1 protein-coding gene is annotated in these 1327 nt (G+C 58.9%); it reads left to right on the top strand.

The annotated features are described in order from the left end of the window. Positions 1-60: 60 nt before the first annotated feature. Positions 61-1281 (top strand): IS256 family transposase, encoded by a 1221-nt coding sequence (locus AC07E3_RS21390; RefSeq protein ID WP_478364745.1) that lies wholly within the window; start codon positions 61-63, stop codon positions 1279-1281. Positions 1282-1327: the final 46 nt, after the last annotated feature.

Below are 1327 nucleotides of genomic sequence, written 5' to 3'. Positions count from 1 at the left end.
GGGAGTATCAGAATTTTCGTGTTTGGCCGGGCATAGTGGGAAGAAAGGAGAATGTTTCCCATGGCCCGACGCAAAGACCCTAAAATTCCTGATGCGCTTGTCGATCAGCTTCTGGCTGGAGCCGATCCGAAGACAATTTTCGATCCCAATGGCCTCCTTGACGATCTGAAGAAAGCGTTTGCCGAGCGCGTTCTGAACGCCGAGATGGATCATCATCTTGACGGCGATGATGAAGGCGGCAACCGCCGCAACGGCTACGGCAAGAAGACGGTGACGACGGAGAGCAGCTCCTTTGAGCTTGAGATTCCCCGCGATCGGGAAGGCAGCTTTGATCCGCAACTGATCGCCAAATATCAGCGCCGTTTCCCTGGCTTCGACGACAAGATCATCTCCATGTATGCCCGCGGCATGAGTACGCGCGAGATTGTCGGGCATCTGCGCGAGCTCTATGGCATCGAGGTCTCGCCGGATCTGATCTCAACGGTGACCGACGCCATTGTCGAGGAGGTCGCCGCCTGGCAGGGCCGGCCGCTGGAATCGGTCTATCCGCTGGTGTTCTTCGATGCGCTGCGGGTCAAGATCCGCGATGAGGGGCTGGTCCGCAACAAGGCCGTCCATATTGCACTCGGCGTACGGGCCGACGGCACGAAGGAAATACTTGGGCTCTGGATCGAGCAAAACGAAGGCGCCAAGTTTTGGCTTCGCGTCATGAACGAATTGAAGAACCGCGGTGTCGAGGACATTCTGCTCGCCGTCGTCGACGGGCTGAAGGGCTTCCCGGAGGCCATCACCGCCGTCTTTCCCGAAGCCACAGTCCAGACATGCATTGTTCATCTCCTCAGGCACAGCCTGGATTTCGTCTCCTACAAGGATCGCAAGCCCGTCGCGGCGGCGCTAAAGGGCATTTATCGGGCCGTCGACGCCAAGGAAGGCGAAGAAGCGCTTGCCGCCTTCGAGGAGAGCTTCTGGGGCAAGAAATACCCGGCGATCGGCCAGAGCTGGCGGCGGGCCTGGGGCGAGGTCGTGCCCTTCTTTGCCTTCCCTTCTGACGTCCGTCGAATCTTGTACACGACCAATGCCATCGAGGCGCTGAATTCCAAGCTCCGCCGCGCCGTGCGCGCCAGGGGCCATTTCCCCAATGACGAAGCCGCCACAAAGCTCCTCTTCCTGGTCTTGAACCGCGCCGAGAAAGAGTGGAAAATGCCGCCTCGTGAATGGGCGATGGCCAAGGCCCAGTTCGCTGTTCTTTTCGGCGAACGCTTCATGCGGGCAATGGCCTGATCAATGTTAAACCCGCCCGGCCAAACACGAAAATTCTGATACTCCC

The organism is Nitratireductor lacus, assembly GCF_056431025.1.
The sequence above is the reverse complement of the archived record's forward strand: the minus strand, read 5'-3'. Positions and strand labels throughout refer to the sequence as shown.

Bases quoted from the DNA above. Each gene is read 5' to 3' on its own strand.
- AC07E3_RS21390 (WP_478364745.1), top strand. From the start codon at position 61: ATGGCCCGACGCAAAGACCCTAAAATTCCTGATGCGCTTGTCGATCAG.